At 46.9% G+C, this 20,399-nt stretch carries 14 protein-coding genes, 4 tRNA genes and 3 pseudogenes; 4 read left to right on the forward strand and 17 right to left on the reverse strand.

Going from position 1 to position 20,399, the window contains the following annotated elements:
- Positions 1-49: 49 nt before the first annotated feature.
- The 13 genes and pseudogenes from rpoC to CMR00_03055 form a co-directional block, all read right to left on the reverse strand.
- A complete protein-coding gene (rpoC, locus tag CMR00_02995; GenBank protein ID PIO48842.1) occupies positions 50-4,528 on the reverse strand; it encodes a DNA-directed RNA polymerase subunit beta' in 4,479 nt (1,492 codons plus the stop codon).
- 251 nt (positions 4,529-4,779) lie between these two features.
- Positions 4,780-8,682 (reverse strand): annotated as a pseudogene (rpoB, locus tag CMR00_03000) (DNA-directed RNA polymerase subunit beta).
- Positions 8,683-9,020: 338 nt separating this feature from the next.
- Positions 9,021-9,419, reverse strand: a complete 399-nt coding sequence (locus CMR00_03005; protein PIO48843.1) for a 50S ribosomal protein L7/L12 — start codon at positions 9,417-9,419, stop codon at positions 9,021-9,023.
- 92 nt (positions 9,420-9,511) lie between these two features.
- Entirely contained in the window at positions 9,512-10,045 is a 534-nt protein-coding gene (rplJ, locus tag CMR00_03010) for a 50S ribosomal protein L10 (GenBank protein ID PIO48844.1), read from the reverse strand.
- A gap of 24 nt (positions 10,046-10,069) precedes the next feature.
- The gene (locus tag CMR00_03015; GenBank protein PIO48845.1) at positions 10,070-10,756 is read right to left on the reverse strand and encodes a 50S ribosomal protein L1; all 687 of its coding nucleotides are present in this window, start codon (positions 10,754-10,756) and stop codon (positions 10,070-10,072) included.
- Positions 10,757-10,814: 58 nt separating this feature from the next.
- Positions 10,815-11,240 (reverse strand): 50S ribosomal protein L11, encoded by a 426-nt coding sequence (gene rplK, locus CMR00_03020; protein ID PIO48846.1) that lies wholly within the window; start codon positions 11,238-11,240, stop codon positions 10,815-10,817.
- Positions 11,241-11,256: 16 nt separating this feature from the next.
- Positions 11,257-11,856, reverse strand: a complete 600-nt coding sequence (gene nusG, locus CMR00_03025; GenBank protein ID PIO48847.1) for a transcription termination/antitermination factor NusG — start codon at positions 11,854-11,856, stop codon at positions 11,257-11,259.
- 40 nt (positions 11,857-11,896) lie between these two features.
- Positions 11,897-12,109 carry a preprotein translocase subunit SecE gene (locus CMR00_03030; protein PIO48848.1) on the reverse strand — a complete coding sequence of 71 codons (213 nt, stop codon included), beginning with the start codon at positions 12,107-12,109 and terminating at the stop codon, positions 11,897-11,899.
- Positions 12,110-12,174: 65 nt separating this feature from the next.
- A tRNA-Trp gene (locus CMR00_03035) sits at positions 12,175-12,247 on the reverse strand.
- A 130-nt stretch (positions 12,248-12,377) separates the two neighbouring features.
- Positions 12,378-12,453, reverse strand: a tRNA-Thr gene (locus CMR00_03040).
- Positions 12,454-12,473: 20 nt separating this feature from the next.
- A tRNA-Tyr gene (locus CMR00_03045) sits at positions 12,474-12,556 on the reverse strand.
- A 128-nt stretch (positions 12,557-12,684) separates the two neighbouring features.
- A tRNA-Thr gene (locus CMR00_03050) sits at positions 12,685-12,760 on the reverse strand.
- A 55-nt stretch (positions 12,761-12,815) separates the two neighbouring features.
- Entirely contained in the window at positions 12,816-14,933 is a 2,118-nt protein-coding gene (locus CMR00_03055) for a hypothetical protein (protein PIO48849.1), read from the reverse strand.
- A gap of 127 nt (positions 14,934-15,060) precedes the next feature.
- Between CMR00_03055 and CMR00_03060 the strand changes: the two genes are divergently transcribed.
- The 3 genes from CMR00_03060 (at position 15,061) to CMR00_03070 (ending at position 17,062) form a co-directional block, all read left to right on the forward strand.
- The gene (locus tag CMR00_03060; GenBank protein ID PIO48850.1) at positions 15,061-16,182 is read left to right on the forward strand and encodes a hypothetical protein; all 1,122 of its coding nucleotides are present in this window, start codon (positions 15,061-15,063) and stop codon (positions 16,180-16,182) included.
- A gap of 95 nt (positions 16,183-16,277) precedes the next feature.
- Entirely contained in the window at positions 16,278-16,553 is a 276-nt protein-coding gene (locus CMR00_03065) for a hypothetical protein (GenBank protein ID PIO48851.1), read from the forward strand.
- Positions 16,544-17,062 carry a hypothetical protein gene (locus CMR00_03070; protein ID PIO48852.1) on the forward strand — a complete coding sequence of 173 codons (519 nt, stop codon included), beginning with the start codon at positions 16,544-16,546 and terminating at the stop codon, positions 17,060-17,062. The genes CMR00_03065 and CMR00_03070 overlap by 10 nt, the downstream gene beginning before the upstream one ends.
- Before the next feature lie 72 nt (positions 17,063-17,134).
- On the opposite strand, the pseudogene CMR00_03075 reads toward CMR00_03070, so the two are convergent.
- From CMR00_03075 to CMR00_03085, 3 genes and pseudogenes are all read right to left on the reverse strand, one after another.
- Positions 17,135-17,505, reverse strand: a pseudogene (locus tag CMR00_03075) (iron-sulfur cluster assembly accessory protein).
- Between the two features lie 63 nt (positions 17,506-17,568).
- Entirely contained in the window at positions 17,569-18,120 is a 552-nt protein-coding gene (locus tag CMR00_03080; protein PIO48853.1) for a hypothetical protein, read from the reverse strand.
- Positions 18,121-18,338: 218 nt separating this feature from the next.
- Positions 18,339-18,813 (reverse strand): annotated as a pseudogene (locus CMR00_03085) (hypothetical protein).
- An 85-nt stretch (positions 18,814-18,898) separates the two neighbouring features.
- On the opposite strand from CMR00_03085, the gene CMR00_03090 reads away from it, so the two are divergent.
- On the forward strand, positions 18,899-20,080 hold the full coding sequence (locus tag CMR00_03090; GenBank protein ID PIO48854.1) for an SAM-dependent methyltransferase: 1,182 nt from the start codon (positions 18,899-18,901) through the stop codon (positions 20,078-20,080).
- Between the two features lie 19 nt (positions 20,081-20,099).
- On the opposite strand, the gene CMR00_03095 is transcribed toward CMR00_03090, so the two are convergent.
- Positions 20,100-20,399, reverse strand: a 300-nt coding sequence (locus CMR00_03095; protein ID PIO48855.1) for an isocitrate dehydrogenase (NADP(+)), incomplete at its 5' end; no start/stop codon positions are given.

A 20,399-nucleotide genomic window follows, 5' to 3' on the forward strand; every position in this document is an offset into this window, starting at 1 on the left:
AGTAAAAAGGCGACTTTGTGTCGCCTTTTTACTTTCTTTGCATCTTTTTTTAGTCGCCAATTTCAGTCTCTTCGTGCTCTTCGTCTTGACCATTTGTTGCCGAACTGATTTCCATGTAGCGCTGCTCGGTTGATAGCCGCATCGTTCGATACTTCTTCAAGCCCGTGCCTGCGGGAATCAGTTTGCCGACGATAACATTTTCTTTCAATCCTAAGAGATAGTCTTCCTTGCCTTCGACCGCTGCGTCAGTTAACACTTTAGTTGTCTCTTGGAATGAGGCAGCAGAAATGAAGCTCTCCGTTTGCAGTGCAGCATTGGTAATACCCAGCAACACAGGTTGCGATGTGGCAAGTTGTGCTGGCTCAAACTTAATTTGCTCCTTGCCGTTTTTCTTTAAGTCACGGTTGAGCTTGAGAATCTCATCTTTGGGATAAAGCTCACCTTCTTTGATGCTACGCGGCGCATCGCCTTTGTCTGTAACGCGCACTTTAGTTGCCATCTCATCATTGACTTCCTTGAAGTAGAATCGGTCGACCACATCACCGGGCAAGAGCGAGGTATCTCCTGGTTCTTCTACGCGTACTTTCTGCAACATTTGACGCACGATGACCTCAATATGTTTGTCATTGATTTCCACGCCCGCATTGATCTGATAGACTTTCTGGATTTCATTGACAAGATATTGCTGTACCGCATTGGGTCCCTGAATGGCTAAGATGCGTTCAGGTGCAATTGCGCCATCAGTCAGGGCGTCCCCTGCGCGGACTTCATCTCCATCATTGACAAGAATATGCTTGCCAATTGGAATGAGATACTCGCGCTGTTCACCGTACTCGGTTACTACGAACACTTGCTTGTTATTGCGCTTTTGCGTGCCAAACTTGATGACACCATCGATTTCGGATACGATAGCTGGATCGGCTGGATTTCTTGCCTCGAAGAGCTCAGTTACACGCGGTAAGCCTGCGGTGATATCGCCGCCAATGCGGGCAAGGTCTCTTGGCACTTTAGCCAGCACATCACCTGGCTTCACCGTTTCGTTTTCATAGACAATCAAACTGGCTTTGATTGGGATAGAGTAGGTTGCCAGCACCTTACCTTCCTCACTTACAATTTGAATACGCGGTTCGCGCACATCGGTCGCTTTGAGCTTAGAACGCCAGTTGACAATGACGCGCTGCACGTAGCCTGTTTGCGGATCAATTTCTTCCTTGTAGGTCGTCCCCTTTTCAATGTCAATGAATTTTGCTGTGCCTTTATACTCCGAGATAATTGGGGTACTGTTTGGCTCAATGGTATAGAGCAGCATCTCTTTTTTGACCTTCATCCCATCCGTGCAGTGCAGCTTTGCGCCGTAAGGCACCGTGTATTTTTTGAGTGATTTACCCGTTATTTCATCAACAATGTTGATGATGCCATTTTTGCGTACTACGACGAATACTTTCTCTTCTTCGCCTAATTCATTGAACTGTGTGGCTTCTACAAAGCGCAAGTTCTCGAACTCAACGCGTCCATCATACATAGCTTTGATGTCGGTTTCAGAGACACCGCCTTGTGCCGCACCACCTTGGTGGAAGGTACGCAAAGTTAGCTGCGTACCTGGCTCACCGATTGATTGCGATGCAATGACGCCGACGGCTTCACCGACTTCAACCAGGCGATTTTTGGCAAGGTTTGTACCGTAGCACTTTGCGCAAATGCCACGTCGCGTTTCGCAAGTGAGCACAGAGCGGATCTCAACTTCATTTACACCCATTCGATCGCGAATCATATCAGCAATGTCATCTGTAATGAGTTCGCCGGCTTTAAGAATCACACTGTCGTCATTGACATCAATGATATCGCGCGCTGCCACTCGCCCACGAATACGGTCGTGGAACTTCATCTTATTGCCCGATTCTTCTTCCATCTGGCGCGTAATCACAATGCCGCGTGTCGTGCCGCAGTCTTCTTCAGTGACAATCACATCTTGAGCCACATCGTGCAAGCGTCGTGTCAGGTAGCCTGCATCGGCTGTCTTTAGCGATGTATCCGACAGTCCCTTTCTTGCACCGTGCGTTGAGATAAAGTATTCCAGTACAGACAAGCCTTCTTTGAGGTTGGAGATAATCGGGTTTTCAATAATTTCTCCGGGCTGACCTGACATTGATTTTTGTGGTCGTGCAATCAAGCCTCGCATTCCTGTAAGCTGACGCACTTGCTCACGCGAACCGCGCGCTCCAGAATCCAGCATCATAAAGAGCGGATTGAACCCATCACGGTCTTTGCGCAGCGTTTGATACGACTCCTCAGCCACGAGATTCGTTACCTTCTGCCACACATCGACAATTTTGTTATACTTCTCGTTTTCTGTCAGTGTACCTGCATTGTATTCTTTAATCACTTTGAGGTTATCCTTTTGCGCACCTTTGATGAGCTCTTCCTTCTTACTTGGCACAATGGCATCGGAGAGTGCAATAGATAACCCACCTTTCGTGGCATACGTGAATCCTGCCTCCTTAATAGCATCAAGAAACTCTACCGCTTTCACATTGCCCGCCTTGTTAATCACTTGCGCAATTAAATCTTTTACGGCTTTCTTATCGAGCACCTTGTTGATATACCCTACTTCTGACGGCACAATTTGGTTAAACAGTACTCGACCTACTGTCGTTACGATAACTTTCTTATCTTTAAGTTGCTGCTCAAGCCACTTTTTCTGTTCATCTGTCTTTACAATCTCCAGTGCACGCGAAAGATCGATTTTTTCGTCGCGCGTGCCTTCATAACGCAAGATGATACGCGCATGCAGATCGACCTTGCCTTCATTGTAAGCTACGATGACTTCACCCGGGTCGCTGAAAATTTTGCCCTCGCCGCGCTTTCCTTTGGCTTCTTTGGTAAGGTAGTAGATACCCAAGACCATATCTTGTGAGGGGACCGTTACCGGCTTTCCAGACTGTGGCAAGATCAGGTTGTGCGAGGAAAGCATCAGCACCATAGCTTCCATCTGTGCTTCTTGCGAGAGTGGCACATGCACAGCCATTTGGTCGCCGTCGAAGTCTGCATTGAAAGCGGTGCAGACCAGTGGGTGAATTTGAATGGCTTTACCTTCAATGAGCACAGGCTGGAAGGCTTGAATGCCTAAGCGGTGCAGCGTAGGGGCTCGGTTGAGCAGCACAGGATGCCCATCAATGACCTTCTCTAAGACATCCCAAATCGCACGATCTTTGCGGTCAATCATCTTCTTTGCAGATTTGACCGACTTTGCTAAACCACGCTCTACGAGGCGACGAATCACGAAGGGCTGGAAGAGCTCGATAGCCATGTCTTTTGGCAAACCACACTCGTGCAGTTTGAGCTCAGGTCCTACTACAATCACAGAGCGACCGGAATAGTCGACACGCTTACCAAGCAAGTTTTGACGGAACCGCCCTTGCTTGCCTTTGAGCGAATCTGAGAGCGACTTTAGCGCGCGATTGCCTTCGCCTGCCTTAACCGCATTCGCTTTACGCGAGTTATCGAACAGTGCATCAACGGCTTCTTGCAACATTCGCTTTTCATTTCTCAGAATCACTTCAGGGGCACGAATGTCAATGAGCTTCTTTAGGCGATTGTTGCGAATGATGACACGTCGATAAAGATCGTTTAAATCCGATGTTGCAAATCGCCCACCCTCGAGCGGCACAAGCGGACGGAGTTCAGGCGGAATGACGGGGATTACATCCATCACCATATACTCTGGCTTATTGCCCTCATACACATAGGGCTCTGGCGGCTCTAGTGAAAATTCATCCCTCTTTTGTTTTTCTTTTGAAACTGGCTGATAGCTATTGCGAAACGCTTCAATCACTTTGAGTCGCTTTAAGGCATCGGCACGCTTTTGCTCCGACTTCGTCTCTTTCAAGATTTCACGCAACTTCTTGGCTTCTTCATTGAGATCAAGTTTCTTCAACAGCGCCTTGATTGCTTCACCGCCCATTTTTGCCACGAACTTCTTTGGGTCTTTGTCATCGAGATCTTGATTATCTTCATACTCACTGATAATTGTGTAGTACTGCTCTTCGGTGAGGCGATCCATAAACTTCAAGCCTTGCTTTTCGCCCGGTTCTCCAGGATTGATCACCACATAGACTTCGTAGTAAATAATTCGCTCTAATTCTTTTGTCGAAAGATCGAGCAGTGCGCCGAGCTTGCTTGGCACAGAGCGGAAAAACCAAGTATGCACCACAGGCACAGCCAGCGAGATATGTCCCATTCTCTCTCGTCGGACCGACTTGGTCGTCACTTCCACACCGCAACGATCGCAGATGATGCCTTTGTAACGCACGCGCTTATACTTACCGCAGTAACATTCCCAGTCTTTTGTAGGCCCGAAGATTTTCTCGCACATCAAGCCGTCGCGCTCAGGCTTGTAGGAGCGATAGTTGATCGTCTCAGGCTTCAAGACTTCTCCACGCGAACGCGCCAAAATGCTCTCTGGTGAGGCGATGCTGATTTTGATTTTTGAGAAGTCTCGCTTAATCGTAGTTGTGCCTAACAATGCCATAGCGTTAGCTCCTTTTCTTCTTAGAAGGTTGAAATAAGCTTTGATGACCTACTTTTTTGTTCCCCAGCTGCCTTTGCTGACCTGTCATTGTAAGCAGGGCACTGCTGCTGACCTTTGCAAACGCATTAGCTTATCTTTGCCTTTGCTTCTACACTTTTGCTTATTTGGAAATGGATTTTTCTGTCGCCGCACTTCACATTTAGAATATCCTTTCAACAGTTTAGCCTCATGCTCGGCATGCAGTCTCGCTATCAAGGTACCTTATCGTCAATGCGAATCTCAAGACCCAGACCTTGCAACTCGCGCACAAGCACGTTGAACGACTCAGGAACGCTGGGTTCAGGCAGATTTTGCCCCTTTACGATAGCTTCATAAGTTTTCGTTCGCCCTTGCACATCATCGGATTTGACAGTCAGCATTTCTTGCAAGATGTGCGATGCGCCGTAGGCTTCCAGCGCCCAGACTTCCATTTCACCAAATCGCTGACCACCAAACTGTGCTTTTCCACCCAGTGGCTGCTGTGTAATCAGCGAGTATGGCCCTGTGGAGCGCGCATGGATCTTATCATCGACCAGATGTGAGAGTTTCATCATGTAAATGACGCCGACGGTTACTTCTTGATCGAAGGCTTCGCCGGTGCGCCCATCGTAGAGTTTGATTTTGCCATTGACAGGCAAGCCTGCTTCTTTGAGTTTTTCTTGTACCTCTTCGTAGGTTGCCCCATCAAAGATGGGTGTTGCGAATTTGACGCCGAGTTTTTCTGCTGCCCATCCGAGCGAAGTCTCAAAGAGTTGCCCGATGTTCATTCGGCTCGGCACGCCGAGTGGGTTCAGCACAATGTCAACGGGCGTGCCATCTTCCATAAATGGCATATCTTCGATGGGCACGATCTTGCCAACCACACCTTTGTTGCCGTGCCGGCCCGCCATCTTGTCACCCACTTGCAACTTGCGCTTCTGCGCAATATAAACCTTTGCTAACTCCTCAATACCGGGCTGCAACTCATCGCCCACATTGATTTTATACTTTTCGTTTTCCAGTTCATCGTCAAGGTCCTTCATGCGACGGCGATATTCTTCAATCAAGCGTCGAACCAGATTGTTTGTTTTGGTGGCTTCTACAAAGCCGTGTTCAAGATCCAACTTCTCGAGCTTGTTGAGCGCAGTGTAAGGCTCTAAGTTATCTTTGCTAAACGCGTCCCTTTTCGGATTTCTGTGTCACCGCGCAAGTTTTTGACCCCAATAGATTCCTTATCACCCAGATAATGCACAAGACGCGCAAGGAATTTTTCGCGCAACTCAAGTTTTTTCTTATCAAATTCTTTCTCGAGTTTTGTTAGGCGCACTTTGACATCTTCGCCGAGTTTCTTTTTACGACTGAAGAGCTTGGTCTTAATTACCGTGCCTCGCATGCCCGGCGGTGCGTGCAGCGAAGCATCTTTCACATCGCTGGACTTTTCGCCGAAGATAGCGCGCAACAGTTTTTCTTCGGGTGTCGGATCGCTCTCTCCTTTCGGCGTAATTTTGCCGATGAGAATATCTTTTTCTTTCACTTCCGCACCGACGCGAATAATGCCATTCTCATCCAGATTCTTTAAGGCTTCTTCACTGACATTGTAAATATCACGCGTGAATTGTTCTTCACCTCGCTTGGTATCACGCACGGTGAGCTCAAACTCATGAATGTGAATGGAAGTATAAACATCTTCCATTACGAGTCGTTCAGAGATCACAATTGCATCTTCAAAGTTGTATCCACGCCAAGGCATAAAGGCAACCAGCACATTTTTGCCAAGTGCCAGTTCACCGTTGTCCGTCGATGAGCCATCTGCCAATACATCACCTTTTCTGACGCGCTGTCCAATCGAGACTATCGGCTTCTGATTCAAGCAGGTATCTTGGTTTGAGCGGAAAAACTTTGTGAGGCGATAGGTCTTGACGGTCTCGTCGACATCAATCAGAGAGCCTTCCGCATCATCGTCGATCCGCTTGTCGTAGCGCACCACAATCTGATTTGCATCAACATATTCTACTGTACCTGTGCCTTCTGCTATGACCATCGTGCGAGAATCGCGTGCGACTTTTTTCTTCCAGACCTGTGCCTACCAGCGGGGCTTCTGCTCGGAGCAGCGGAACAGCTTGACGTTGCATATTTGACCCCATCAGTGCACGGTTCGCATCGTCGTGTTCAAGGAAGGGAATCAGTGCTGCAGCAGCGCTCACAATCTGCTGCGGCGCCACATCGATGTAATCGACTTGTGAGGCTTCCACAAGCGGGTAATCGCCCTTACGGCGCGCTTGGACACTCTCTACAGCTAACCTCCCATTCTTCATCGGCACCGTGGCTGGCACCGTAATTTTGTTTTCTTCATCTTCAGCTGAAAGAAACACCGGCTTGCTTTCAACGACCCCATTTTTTACAGGGCGATACGGTGTCTCAATAAAGCCCTTCTCATTAATTTCAGCATAGATGCAGAACGATGAGATAAGACCGATGTTAGGACCTTCAGGTGTTTCAATCGGGCAGAGCCGGCCGTAGTGTGTGTAGTGCACATCACGCACTTCAAAACCTGCACGTTCTCTCGTCAAGCCGCCAGGACCGAGTGCGGAAGTTCGACGCTTGTTTGTCAGTTCCGCTAGTGGATTCGTCTGGTCCATAAATTGCGAGAGTTGGCTTGTACCAAAGAAACTTGAAATCACGCTCGAGACCGTACGAGCATTCACCAAGTCTGAGGGGGTAATTTTCTCTGCATCTCGAGCATTGAGTTTCTCTTTGACATTCTTCGACATTCGTGCCAGTCCCACGAGAAACTGTGCCGCTAATTGCTCCCCTACCGTCTTGACCCGACGATTTGAAAGATGGTCGACATCATCGACTTCTACTCTGCCATTCATCAATTTGATGAGGTAATACATAATTGCGATGATATCGAACTGCGAGAGCACGGTAAAGTCTGGGCTAATGCCTTTTTCATCAAACTTGCCAATTCCAAATTTTTCAATTAAACCCTCAGCGATTTTTTTCAGCTGACCATCTCGTTTTAGAATCTCGAGCAGTTCCTTGAACTCGGCGGTTAATTTTTTGTTCAAGCGGTAGCGCCCTACATCGCCTAAGTCATACTTTTTGTTATTGAAGAATGTGCGTTCTAGGAGTCCACGTGCCGCTTCAATGTCAGGAGCTTCGTTTGAGCGCAATTCACGATAGATTTGTTCTAGCGCTTGCTCTTCGGTATGCGATTCATCTTTTGCGAGTGTGTTCAGGATAATCGTGCGGTCAATATCCATTTCTTTCTCGCTGCGCGTCACCTTCACTTTTGTAATGCCAGCACTGAGAAACTGTTCAATATGTTCATCGGTAATTTGCGTCCCTGCCGTAATCACCTCACCTGTTTGCGTATTGACCACATCTGTGGCTAAGTAGCGACCAATGAGTTCCTCGTTGGCATCATCTCTTTTGACAGGCATTTCAACCATGAGGTCAAAGAGCCGCAGGATTTCATCGTTTTTTGCAAAGCCGAGCGCACGCAGAAGTGTGGTCGCCAAAAACTTTTTCTTTTGGTCGATATAGACATACATCAAGTTGTTGATGTCGGTAACAAATTCAATCCACGAGCCACGCAGCGGTACAATTTTCGCAGAGTAGATTTTCTTACCGTTCGGATGCGTGCTATCGCTGAACACCACACCCGGCGAGCGATGCAACTGCGCTACAATCACACGCTCTGCACCATTGATGATGAATGTGCCACGGTCGGTCATATATGGCACTTTACCTAAATACACTTCCTGCTCGATTGTCTCCTTCCAATCCGTTTCTTCTGGCTCGTCTTTAAGTGAGAGTTTGAGTTTGGCTTTAAGCGAAACTTCATATGTCAAACCACGCTCGATGCATTCCTCTACGGTATAGCGCGGTTTATCAATCGTGTAACTGATATACTCCAACAGATATAGCCCGCGTGTATCTGTAATCGGGAAACTGCTGCGTAGGACACTTTCCAAGCCTTTGTTTTTACGCTGCTCTGGAGGGACATCATCTTGAATAAAATCTTTGAATGAGCGCAGTTGCACCTTGAGCAAATCTGGCGGCTCAATGATCTGCTGAATTTTTGAGAAAGAAATGCGCTCTACCTTTTTCTTGGAAGTCTTTGCTTTCACGGTCGCCTCGCTTTTGAAGAGTTAACTTGTTGTGAAACCGTATTCAATGCAGATTTGAGAAGGGATAATCACCCAGCGCTTGAAGGCTACAAAACCTGCTACAGTCTTGTTGCCACTCAACCGCCTCGTAATTCCTTGCCTACGCGTCAAGTCTAGAAGTCTTCTTAAGAGATTTATGGAACGGTTACCTTACTGGCAATCAACAATATAATAACAAAATCAAGTTCCCCGCAAGTTGTCGTAACAATTTTTTTGAAAATAGAAAAGAGAAAAGCCCCATCTTGTTTGAGCAAGATGGAGCTTAGCGGTTTTGCATTACTTACGCTTGCAAGAGCAACTTATTTCAGCTCTACTTCTGCGCCCGCATCACGCAGTTCTTTTGCGAGTTTCTCAGCATCTGCCTTTGGCATGGCTTCCTTGACAGTTTTCGGCGCGCCATCGACCAGATCCTTGGCTTCCTTGAGCCCTAAGCCTGTAGCAGCACGCACCACTTTAATGACATTGATTTTGTTTGCGCCACTGCTCTTGAGAATAACATCAAATTCTGTTTTCTCTTCAACGGGCGCGGCAGGTGCCGCTGCACCTGCGCCTGCACCCGCTGCAGGCGCTGCACCTGCAACCATCACAGGCGCTGCTGCCGTTACACCGAACTTTGCTTCTAATGCCTTGACTAACTCGGCAGCTTCGGTGAGCGTAAGTTTTCCAATTTCTTCAACGAGCGTGTCGACTGATGCCATTGTTCTTTGTCCTTTTCAGTTTGTATCGGCGAACGTAGAAGCCATTCGCCGAGAGTTAAGTTGAGTGCGTAATTTTAAGAGTGCGTAATTTCCTAAGTCTGCGCGCTAGCAGCTTTTTGTTTGGCGATTTGGTCAAGCACATTCACCAGATTCCGCATTACTGCATTGATGGTCATCGGTACCCCAGCAATCGTTTGATTAATAATCCCCAGCGCCTTGCCAATGTTTTCTACCTTGTTGGTCATCGTGGCAATTGTTGCCAACTGCGTGTGGTCAAAGACCTGCCCCTCAACGGATGCGCCTTTGAACTTGAGTTTGTCATTTCCTTCCGAAAATTTCTTCAAGATTTTTGCTGGCGCAATCGGATCATCGTAGCCAAAGGCAATCGCCGTGGTGTTCTTGAGCGCTGGAAAGAGTTTATCGGAAAGTTGTGCGCGCTCAATAGCTTTTTTGATTAGGGTATTCTTGACAACTTTATATTCAATACCCGATTTACGCAGCTCGTTGCGCAGCTCTTGCGTCTGTGCTACGGTCATCCCTTGGAATTCAGTGAGGTAAAACGCTGTCGCACGCTTCATTTTTTCAGCGACTTTCTCAACCACTTGTTCTTTTTCAGGTCGTTTCATCTTCCTTGCTATGGTTTAGAGTTTTTAGACAGCCACATCGCGCTTAATTTTCACGCTGGGCGACATCGTACTTGAAAGGTAAATGCTTTTGACATACTGACCTTTTGCTGCCGCGGGCTTTGCACGCATAATTGCACTAATGAAGGCTTGCACATTCTCAGCCAGCTTTTTCTCATCAAACGAAACCTTGCCAATCCCTGCATGCACAACCCCAGCTTTGTCAACACGAAACTCAATTTTTCCTGCTTTGACTTCTTTAACAGCTTTGGCAACATCCATCGTTACAGTACCCGATTTCGGATTAGGCATTAAGCCACGCGGGCCCAGCACTTTACCTAACTTACCTACTTCACCCATGACATCTGGTGTAGCGATAATAACATCCACATCCGTCCAGCCACCTTGAATTTTCTCGACATATTCGGCAAGTCCTACATAGTCCGCACCTGCTTCTTTGGCTTCCTGTTGCTTATTTTCTTTGCACATCACTAACACCCGGACGGTTTTGCCTGTGCCATGTGGCAATGCCACAGTGCCCCGCACGACTTGATCAGCTTGTCTTGGATCGACACCTAAACGCATTGCAATGTCGACGGATGCATCGAACTTTGTCGTGCTGATTTCCTTAATTTTAGCGACAGCTTCTAAGACCTCGTATTCTTTTTTCTGGTCAATCTTAGCTAACGCTTGCTTGTATTTTTTTCCTGCCATCGTAAATCAAGTGGTTTTGGCGACACTGTTGCAGTGTCTCCCACAGTTGAAGAAAACTTTATCCCTCGACCGTAATGCCCATATTTTTTGCTGTGCCTTCAATCATTCTTTCGGCAGCTTCAATGGACGTGGTGTTTAGGTCAGGCAATTTCAGTTCAGCAATTTTGCGAATCTGCGCGCGCGTTACCTTTCCCACTTTTGTGCGGTTGGGCTCAGCTGAGCCCTTCTCAATTTTTGCTTCTTTGAGCAAGAGCACTGGTGCCGGTGGTGTTTTGGTAACAAAGCTAAACGACTTGTCGGAATAGACCGTGATGACAACAGGAATAATCAATCCCTGTTGCGCTGCCGTTTTTGCGTTGAACTGTTTGCAAAACTCCATAATGTTGACGCCCTTTTGACCCAGCGCGGGACCCACCGGCGGCGCAGGATTAGCTTGACCTGCTGGAATTTGAAGTTTGACGTAGCCCGTAATCTTTTTTGCCATGTCGCTTTAGAATTACTTAATTTCCCGTTATCAATTTTACCTGCGAGAAGTCCACTTCGGTTGGGGTACTGCGGCCAAAGAAGTTAATGAGCACTTTCACCTTCATTTTCTCGGCATTGATTTCTTGCACTGCCCCCGTTAGCGAATTAAATGGTCCATCAATGATTTTGACCGTACTGCCAATCTCGAACGGCGCTTTCATTGACACTCGCCGTTCTTGTTCTTCTTGTGGCTCAAGTAGTCGCTTTACCTCATCAGGGCGAAGCGGCGTCGGCACATCGTTGATACCCAAAAAGCCTATCACGGAAGGGGTATCCAGAATAAGGTTCTTCGTCTGCTTGTCTAAAATCGCTTCAACTAACACATAGCCCGGAAACGCATTCTTCGTGCGACTTTTTTTCTTTCCGTCTTTGACTTCCACAAATTTCTCGTACGGGATATAGACTTGCGACAATCTATCTTGCAAGCCTTGCTTTGCCACTTCCTTATCAATATGCTCTTTTACTTTGCGCTCGTGTCCCGAATATGTTCTTACCGTGTACCAGCGGCGTTCTCCAGAGAGGGAGAGTGGCGTCGTTGTACTCTGGGCTTGTTTTTCTTCAGTTTGTTCACTCATTGCCTATATGCTTTTAACCTTCCTTCTTCCTTCGTTTATGTTACAGCAGCGAAACCAATTTCTTAATCAAAAAACTGAGCGTTTCATCGACGATAAAGGTACCAATCACCAAAATCCCACAGACAGTCAGCACGACCAGCGTAGATTCCTTGACCTCCTCTTGAGTAGGCCAAGTTACTTTTTTCATTTCGCTAACCACATCGTTGTAGTAGCCTGAAATACGCGCGCCAAGCGATACTTTATTTTCCGCCATGCTAAAATGTTAGAAGCATTAGGATTTAAGATTTAACTCTGTCATTCAATTTTTGGTATATGCCGCACGGGCGGTAGGAATCGAACCCACAACCTGCGGTTTTGGAGACCGCTGCTCTACCAATTGAGCTACACCCGTAAGTCAGTCCTTGCTGAAAGTTATCATCAACTCTCGCACCGACACATGCAAACCTTGTGGGCACTTACGCCGTTATTTGAACGCGCTTTGAGCGCAATGACTTTGCTGCACTGCCCACCTGTCGTTTAGCTTGAGCTGATGACCGGGATTGAACCGGTGACCTCGTCCTTACCAAGGACGTGCTCTACCAACTGAGCTACATCAGCATGTCCCTTTGATTTCTGTGTGGGTAGGGAAGGATTCGAACCTCCGAAGACATAAGTCAACTGATTTACAGTCAGTCGCGTTTGACCACTTCGCTACCTACCCTTTTTTGAAGATTCGCTTTTAGAACTTGGCGCGCATCAACATGCGAAGTGTTGTTAGACACTAACCTGCTAGACCATCACTTCAACACCTAAGCGGTCACTTCCACCAGAAATCAGAACTTAGCGTCTTTGAGCTGGTGGAGGGACTTGAACCCCCGGCCAGCTGATTACAAATCAGCTGCTCTACCAACTGAGCTACACCAGCACGCTTCACAAAAGGGCTGCAAATTTAGCGTATTGCTCAGAAATTTACAAAAGATTTAGTAGAAAAGCGAGCGATTGTCTTGAATCTGCGCTTGTCTCTTCAAGGCTTGTGTCCACTCTTGCACAATGCGCCCACGCTTATCCTCTGCAATTTGCTTGCGCAGCGCTTCCTTTTCTTTCTCAAAATCTTCGTCTTTGCCTTTCGTCTTCTCTGTGAGTACCGCCAGTATCACGCCTCTATTCGTATCAATCGGCTTGGAGAGCACACCGACTTCTAATGCAGAAAGTGCAGAGGCAAGATTAGCGTCGTAACCAATACCTTGAATGGTAGGATTTGAGAGTGTTACAGTCCCTGTCTCGCTAATACGAAGGAGTGAATCTAACGCAACAGCGCGCTCTAAACTGCCTTCGCATTTGGTCCAAATCTCCTCTGCCAACTTGCGCAGGTCTTGCATTTTCTTTTCACGAATGATTCTTGTTTTCAATTCTTGCTTCAAGCCGTCGTCGAATTTGCGATAACCATCGTCGTTGATGGATGTCAGTTTCATCACGGCAAAGCCATCTTTGGCTTCAATGACAGGACTAATTTCACCAAGCTTAGCGCGAAAGCCCCAGCGAGCCATGGCGTTGTTGTACCCAATGATGGGCACATAGCCGTTGCGTGAGAAAACGCCAGTTTCGCGTACTGTGTAGAACGAACGCTGTGCAGCAGAGTCAAAGCCGACTTCGCGTGCTTCAAACTCAAATTCACTTGCCACGCGGCGCTGCTTTTCGAGTGTTGCAGCACTCGGTACAATCTTCTTTGTCAGTTCTATGCCTTTGAACTCACGGCTTTCTCGTCCTGTAACTTTGATGATGTGAATTCCAAACTGCGTTTGTACAGGTCCAATCAGCTCTCCAACTTTAGCTTTGAAGCAGGCTTCTTCAAATGGCTTGACCATTCTGCCTCTGCCAAACCAGTTCAGGTCGCCACCACTTGCTGCAGAGCCCGGGTCTTGAGACTTTTCGCGTGCGAGTTTCTCAAAACTTTCACCCTTCTTGATTTTTGCCATCAATTCCTTTGCTTCGGCAATGGTCTTTGCTGTATCTGCTTTGGTGCTGCCTGAGGGCTTTAAGAGAATGTGCGAGGCGCGCACTTGCAGCTCTGCATCAGTTTTCAGCGACGTGATCTTGATAAGCTTAAACTCATTGAATGCAAAATCTTGCACTGGACCGAGCACGGTTCCAACCTTTGTGTCTGGCTTGAAAACCAGTGTATCGATTTCAACAGGTAACTGACCGCGCCGCAGTGTCTTCTCGGTGAGCGGTGAATCGCTATGCAAGCGCACAAAATCGGTGTCGTTCTTTGTCTCTGCAAATTCTTTTTTGAGCGCTTCTAACTCTTTCTTGATGAGCTCTTTATCAGCTTCAGTGGGGTCGGTTGGGAAAAAGACATACAAGGCTTCACGTGTGGGTTCTTGACGATATTCTTCTTTATGTTCATTGAAATACGACTTGATTTCCGCATCAGAGACATAATAGGCACTATCAGACTTGGCGCGCGACATATCGAAGAGCACAAACTTACCGCTCACTTTGGTATGCTGCATGTCAAACTTTTGACGCGCTTCACTATCGGTGCTGCGTAAAGACTCTGTCAGCAGCGTCTGCATTTTCTCTTGCAATTTCTGCTGCTTGATGTATTGCTCAAGTTGAATCCAGGCTTGTTTGTTGCGCGGATCTGCAATCGCACTGTTGAGTCGCTCTCGGTCAATTTGCCCAGTCTCAGGGTTACGGAATTGCTGCGCAATCACCAGTGGCGGATTGTCCGAGAAAATTTCATCGGTGATTTCTTTATCGCTCACTTTCAAGCCTAATTTTTCATACTCTTCATCGAGCAAAATTTTCATCACTTGCGATTCCCAGACTTGCTCCTGAATACGCGATTCTGTCTGATCATCAATTTCTTGTCCTTTAAGTTGCTGACGGTATTGCTCGAGGTAATTGCGGTAGAGCGTCTCATATTCTCTGAAAGAAATAGGTTTGCCGTTGACCACACCAACGTCGCTGCCACGTCTTGAGCTCATCCCCGTAAAATTCATTCCCCACTCAAAGACAATCGTAAGAAGAAATGCGCCAACGAGCACATAGAGCACGATGTGCATCTTGTCGCGCATTTTATTCATAAGTGCCATATTGCATCCTAAGATTTGAAGTTTCGTTTGTGTATTTTTGTGAAAGCGTTTTACTAGCTTTTTGAAACTGAAAGCGGCAAATATAAACTGCGCCTTTCAAACTCCAAACGTAGCTAAACTCACCTTAATGAGCGACACTTTTCTTTGGGCGACATTCGCTGTGATGATCGCGTATGTCGTTCAGCAATTTGTTATTTCACTTGGATTGTTCAATTTGCCGAAAACAACAGTGTGGCACACCCTGCCACGTGTAACAGTTGTCGTTGCCGCACGCAACGAAGAGCGCAACATCGGGCGCACACTCGACTCGCTGGTTCAGCTCGATTACCCAAAGGATAAACTTGAAATCATCATCAGTGATGGCGCCTCGACTGATGACACATGCGAGATTGTCGAGCGATATAGCCAGATGTATCCTTTCGTTAAACTCATCCATGCAGACCAGAATCAACCGATTTGCGGCAAAGCTAACGCAATTCATCAAGCCGTGCAGCGCGCCAGTGGTGAGTTCATTATGATGACCGATGCGGACTGTACGGTCCAACCGACTTGGATACGCGAGACCATCAAATACTTCACCGATGATGTCGGGCTTGTTTGTGGCATTACTGTTCCGAAACCCATCAACGCGTTTGCCACCATGCAACTGCTCGACTGGTGCTATATTCTCGGTATCAGTTCAGGACGAGCTTCACTTGGATTTCCCATCGGCGGTATCGGTAATAATTTTAATTTTCGCAAACGCACCTATGATGAAATCGGTGGCTACGCACGTATCAAGTTCAGTGTAACCGAAGATTTCGCTCTCTTTCAAGCCATTTTGAAATCGCGCTGGAAAATTGTCTTCCCACTTCTCTACGCCACGCATAATCAAACTGAGCCGATGCTGACACTTGCTGAACTCTATGAGCAAAAGCGCCGCTGGTCGCTCGGTGGTTTGGATGCCAGTTTCGTGCAGACCCTCCTTGCTGCATTTATGTTCATTGCACATCTCTTGCCAATTATGGCACTCTTTGTGATGCCTCTCACGATAGCATTTGCTGCACTGAGCGTAAAATTGTTTGCTGATACCCTAATCCTTTTACCTGTTCTTATTCGTTTGCGGCAGTTGCACACATTCTGGGCATTTCCACTTTTTGAGCTTTACTACTTCCTCTTTGTGTTTGCAGTGCCTGTGGTCTTGGCTTTCAGCCGAGAAGTGAAGTGGAAAGGCATCAGTTACAATTTACCTGAGTTGCGCCGTTCATAGCCTCTTGGCTTTGAAATTTTACTGAAATGATTTAAGGCACATTTGAATTTTGCTCTCAACGCTTTTGCTCAACGCAAAAACTAAACAGAACCGATATGAAGCGAAATTTTTTCTTTATCTTTTTTTTCTCTTTTGCACTAAGTGTCTCACAGGTAGCATTTTCTATGTCGCATGATGATATCGCAAAAGCCAAAGATATGATTGCTTCAGGCGACTCTGCTTACCGTGCCTTCAACTACGACCTTGCCATAAAGTATTACGAGGAAGCCAAGAATATCTCATGCAGCCCTGAAGTTTTGCTCAAAATGTCCGATGCTTATTTTTTGGTGGGTATCAGAAGCCTAGATCGCAACAGGAAGCGATGTATCTGAAAGCACGCGCCATTTTGCTTGATGCCTTGCAACTAGATTCCACGAGCGCTGAGTGGGGTTCGGAAATTTACGCGCGACTCGGACAGGTAACTGGGCAGATTGCACTCTTTCGTGGCGGTGAAGAGAAAATCAAGTTAGGCTTAGAGATAAAAAATTTCGCTGATAAATCTCTTGCACTTAATCCCAACAATGCCATGGCAAATGCTATTCTCGGGATTTGGCACTACGAACTAGCAAACTTGGATTTTGTTTCGCGTACCTTTGTCAAACTTTTCTTTGGCGGTCTACCTGAGGGCAGTTTCGAGTACGCTGAAAAATATCTTGCCAAAGCCGTGTCACTTCAGCCTTCTGTCATCTACTACCGCAATGCCTACGCTAAGGTGCTTATCAAGCTCGGACGCGATGAAGATGCACGCCAGCACCTCAAAGCCGCTCTCTCCTTGCCTATGATGGTTGCTGGCGATAAGCAAAATAAGCGTGAGTCACGTGAGTTGCTTGCACAACTTTAGCGCTTTGCACCTGCGCAGAAAAAGAAAAAGGGCGTTTGTGCAACGCCCTTTACTTTTTAAGGCTTAGTTGAGTTATGCCGAGAACGAACTGCCACAACCGCAGGTCTTCGTTGCATTCGGGTTGTTGAAGGTAAAGCCACGACCTTGCAGTCCGTCTGTGTAGTCAATCGTTACGCCATTGAGGTACAGCAAATGTCGACGATCCACAATGACCTCAATGCCGCTGGTTACATAGACATCGTCACCTTCTTTTTGCATATCAAAGCCTAGCGCATAGCTCATACCAGAGCAACCGCCACCTGTAACGCCCACGCGCAGCTTATAGCCTCGGGAATTTTATTTTCCGCCATGATGCGGCGCACTTCATTTGCAGCGCCAGCAGTCAGGTTGATGGCAGATGTCGTAGCTGGCGCATCAATCAGCGTTTCTGCTACTGAACTCATATATGTCTCCTTTCGAGGTTTAGTGATTGAAGTTGTTTGATGTAAAAACCGTTTTAGCACTCATTAAGTTCGCGCTTGATTTTTTAGCGCACACCATGCCCAGAAACTAGCTGCAACGAGAGCGCACTTGAGCACATCGCCAATGAGAAACGGATATACACCCTGAGCGAGTGTAGCTTCTGCGGAGAGTTGCAATGCCACTTTCAGCCATGCTGCACCTATCGCAAAGATCACGAGACTTGCTAAAACAATTCGGATGAAGGCTTGAACGACATTATGCTCACGATTCACCAGCATACCGACCACATACGCTGCAACTGGAAAAGAAAGTAAGTATCCGCCCGTTGGTCCAAAAAGATGTGCTGGTCCCATCGCACCACCTGAATAGACTGGCAAGAATAGCCCTGCTACGAGGTAGAGTATCTGACTTGTTGTACCCAGTCTTGCACCTGCAAAGACGCCTGCAGATAACACTGCTGCGGTTTGCATCGTCATTGGTACAGGATACAGCGGGATTTCAAGTTGTGCACCCAGTGCCGTCAGTGCAGCAAATCCTATTACGATTGCAGCATCTTTTGCCAAAGATGGAAAAGAAAGTGAAAGCGTTGTTTGCATAGATTAGTTGAGCTAAACATTTTCTGAAAGATACATCACCGATGATGCAAAATAAAAACCCTGCGGCGAGCAGGGTTTAAGTTCAGGTAACAACTTTTCGTTTCCAAGAAAACAGGAATATGTTATTCTCCTTTCCTCCTTCTAATTTTTGCCCTTCTCGCTTGCTCTTACTCACTGTGTTTTACTGACTTTTGTCTCATCTTTGTCTGCTTTCACTTTCAATTTACTAAGGTGCTTGGTGCACTTGTCTTCGTGCTATGTTCGCCTGATACATGTACTGTTGTTACTTCATCTATTGATTCACCATGCTGGCTGATGTCAAGACCTGCTTCTTCCTGCTCTTCTCTGACGCGCAGCGGAATAATTGAGAAGATGATAGAAAAATGTTTCTGTCTTTCCAAATGCAAGCCCTACATCCTGCGCAAAGATGCCGGTTGCAATGACCCCCACAATACCACCAATGCCATGACAGGGGAAGACATCGAGCGTATCGTCTAGCGTGGATTGATTTTTCCAGTGCACGGCAAGATTGCTAATGATACTGGCTACAGTACCGATGAAGAGACTTGCACCTACGCTTACATATCCAGCTGCTGGTGTGATAGCAACCCAGCCTACCACTGCACCTACGCATGCACCAAGTAAAAATGTGCATGAATCTACGTTAATGCGTATGATGCTATCTTTCAGCAGTGTATTGTATTATCGTATTACAGTACCGCTCAGTACGACTAAACAATACCGCTAAATATCTACTACCAAATAATACACAGCATCAATGCCAAAGATTTCAGATTTCGTAGAGCTTAAAAAGCCACGTCTCTCGGCGCGCTACAGTCGCGCAAAAGTTCCTATCGGCTACTTCATTGAAGACTATATGCGAGGCGACATTGACGTCGTCGGCGATTTCAAGCGTCTTATGAAACACAAAAACGATGTTTTTGAATATGTGTTCATCGATGAGCATTACAAATTTTTCTTTACGCGCTTTATCCCCGAAGTATTGATTCACTCCAAAGAGCAAGACGAGCGCATCGTGCGCAGCCACTATGATAACCGAAACGATTTTTTTAGCTGGTTTTTAGGTCCGAGAATGGTCTATACATCAGCGTTTTTTCATGCAACTGATGAGTCGCTGGAAGTTGCGCAAGACCGCAAGATGGACTTAGTCGCGCAGAAGATTCAACTGAAGGCTGGTGAAAAACTGCTCGATATCGGCTGCGGCTGGGGCACGCTGGTGATGTATCTTGCCAAGCACTACGGCGTTGATGCCACAGGGATTACGATTGCACAAGCCGGCGTAGATTGGGGCATGAATCAAATCCGTGAGAACGGCATGGAAGACCGTGCACGAATTATGCGCATGGACTATCGTGATATCCCAGAGAAAAAATATCACAAAATCACCTGTCTTGAGATGGCAGAACACGTCGGCATCAAGAACTTCAAAAAATTCATGGCTCAGGTTTATAACTTGCTCGACGATGACGGTTTGTTCTACCTGCAAATTGCAGGACTGCGTGCGCGTCCAGGCATCTTTGCGCCAATCATGAACGAGGACACGGTTTGGGGACTGTTCATGAACAAGTACATTTTTTCGGGTGCAGATGCCAGTATGCCACTCAGTTTTGTCGTGAAAAATTTAGAGCGTGTGGGTTTTGAAATTCACAGTGTTGAGAACATTGGTATTCACTATTCGCGTACAATTGATTTGTGGTATGAAAACTGGATGCACAACGAGAGCAAGATTGTGGAAAAATATGGAATCTACTGGTTTAGAATGTATCAAATCTTTTTGGGCTGGTCAGTTGAAATTGCCAAGCAAGGCAGCTCGACCTGTTTTCAAATTGTCTGCAACAAAAACCGCGATACGTTCAATCGCTACCGCTGGATTGGCGCAGTAAATATAGGCGAGCGGGATAGTGTAAAGATGCACAGCTCGGACACTATAAAGGTATAATGAAGAATTATCACATTGCTTAGAGGTTTTTTACGATTTCTTTCGCAAATTCTGAGCACTTGACTTCTTTTGCGCCTTCCATCAAGCGGGCGAAGTCGTAAGTTACGGTCTTTTGTCCGATGGCAGCGTTCAAGCCTTTGATGATAAGGTCGGCGGCTTCGGTCCAACCCAGATAGCGCAGCATCATCTCACCCGAAAGAATCACCGAGCCGGGATTGACTTTGTCTTGTCCTGCATATTTTGGTGCCGTGCCGTGTGTGGCTTCAAAGACAGCGTAGCCTGTCTCGTAGTTGATGTTTGCGCCAGGCGCAATGCCAAT

The organism is [Chlorobium] sp. 445 (assembly GCA_002763895.1).
In the GTDB taxonomy this organism is placed as follows: Bacteria; Bacteroidota; Chlorobiia; order Chlorobiales; family Thermochlorobacteraceae; genus Thermochlorobacter.

Excerpts from the sequence above, each read along its gene's own strand:
- CMR00_03070 (PIO48852.1), top strand. The coding sequence starts at position 16,544 with ATGTATCTGAAAGCACGCGCCATTTTGCTTGATGCCTTGCAACTAGAT.
- nusG (PIO48847.1), bottom strand. The coding sequence starts at position 11,856 with ATGAGTGAACAAACTGAAGAAAAACAAGCCCAGAGTACAACGACGCCA.
- CMR00_03065 (PIO48851.1), top strand. The coding sequence starts at position 16,278 with ATGAAGCGAAATTTTTTCTTTATCTTTTTTTTCTCTTTTGCACTAAGT.
- rplK (PIO48846.1), bottom strand. The coding sequence starts at position 11,240 with ATGGCAAAAAAGATTACGGGCTACGTCAAACTTCAAATTCCAGCAGGT.
- CMR00_03060 (PIO48850.1), top strand. The coding sequence starts at position 15,061 with ATGAGCGACACTTTTCTTTGGGCGACATTCGCTGTGATGATCGCGTAT.
- CMR00_03080 (PIO48853.1), bottom strand. The coding sequence starts at position 18,120 with ATGCAAACAACGCTTTCACTTTCTTTTCCATCTTTGGCAAAAGATGCT.
- rplJ (PIO48844.1), bottom strand. The coding sequence starts at position 10,045 with ATGAAACGACCTGAAAAAGAACAAGTGGTTGAGAAAGTCGCTGAAAAA.
- CMR00_03015 (PIO48845.1), bottom strand. The coding sequence starts at position 10,756 with ATGGCAGGAAAAAAATACAAGCAAGCGTTAGCTAAGATTGACCAGAAA.
- rpoC (PIO48842.1), bottom strand. The coding sequence starts at position 4,528 with ATGGCATTGTTAGGCACAACTACGATTAAGCGAGACTTCTCAAAAATC.
- CMR00_03005 (PIO48843.1), bottom strand. The coding sequence starts at position 9,419 with ATGGCATCAGTCGACACGCTCGTTGAAGAAATTGGAAAACTTACGCTC.
- CMR00_03055 (PIO48849.1), bottom strand. The coding sequence starts at position 14,933 with ATGGCACTTATGAATAAAATGCGCGACAAGATGCACATCGTGCTCTAT.
- CMR00_03090 (PIO48854.1), top strand. The coding sequence starts at position 18,899 with ATGCCAAAGATTTCAGATTTCGTAGAGCTTAAAAAGCCACGTCTCTCG.
- CMR00_03030 (PIO48848.1), bottom strand. The coding sequence starts at position 12,109 with ATGGCGGAAAATAAAGTATCGCTTGGCGCGCGTATTTCAGGCTACTAC.